Genomic DNA, 766 nt, shown 5'->3' with positions numbered 1-766 from the left:
TTTATTGTCTTTAGACCTAGTTGAGCTCGCAAAGCGAGTGAAACATAAAACCACCTGCTATGCGGGTGGGGAATAAAAGGTTCTACCAAAAAGCCCTTCAAATCGTTAAAATATGATTGTTCAGGTCATATTGATAACGAAAGGAAGGGATAAGAAATGGCTAATAAAGCAAACAGTTTAGCCCATACAAAGTGGCTGTGTAAATACCACATTGTATTCACTCCAAAGTATAGAAGAAAAATTATTTATAATCAATATCGAGCAAGCATTCAAGAGATTATCAGGCGGTTATGTAAATATAAAGGGGTAGAAATATTAGAAGGACATATGATGCCAGATCACGTTCATCTGTTATTGAGTATTCCACCAAAAATGAGTGTGTCCAGTTTTATGGGCTATCTAAAAGGAAAAAGTGCGTTAATGATTTTTGACAAACATGCGAATTTAAAATATAAGTTTGGGAATCGACATTTTTGGGCAGAAGGCTATTATGTAAGTACAGTGGGACTGAATGAAGCGACCATAAGAAAATACATTCAAGAACAAGAGAAACATGATATAGCACTAGATAAATTGAGCGTTCGAGAATATGAAGACCCTTTCAAGGGTTAGAGAGTAAGACAAACACCTTTTTAAAGGTGAGCAAAAGTGGCAAAGGCAATATGGCTTGAACATGAAATGAGAAAGCCAGCGTCTTGAGGCGCTGGCCGGTATTAAGGGCTTATAGCCCTGGTGCAAACCACCCTTTTGAAGGGTGGTTATGATT

1 protein-coding gene is annotated in these 766 nt (G+C 37.5%); it reads left to right on the top strand.

Going from position 1 to position 766, the window contains the following annotated elements; translation table 11 throughout:
- Positions 1 to 156 precede the first annotated feature (156 nt).
- Positions 157 to 612 (top strand): IS200/IS605 family transposase, encoded by a 456-nt coding sequence (gene tnpA / locus AB3H93_RS14140; protein WP_368020740.1) that lies wholly within the window; start codon positions 157 to 159, stop codon positions 610 to 612.
- Positions 613 to 766: the final 154 nt, after the last annotated feature.

The sequence above is a fragment of the Enterococcus sp. C74 genome (assembly GCF_040887125.1).
Lineage (GTDB): Bacteria > Bacillota > Bacilli > Lactobacillales > Enterococcaceae > Enterococcus_B > Enterococcus_B hirae.
The sequence above is the reverse complement of the archived record's forward strand: the minus strand, read 5'-3'. Positions and strand labels throughout refer to the sequence as shown.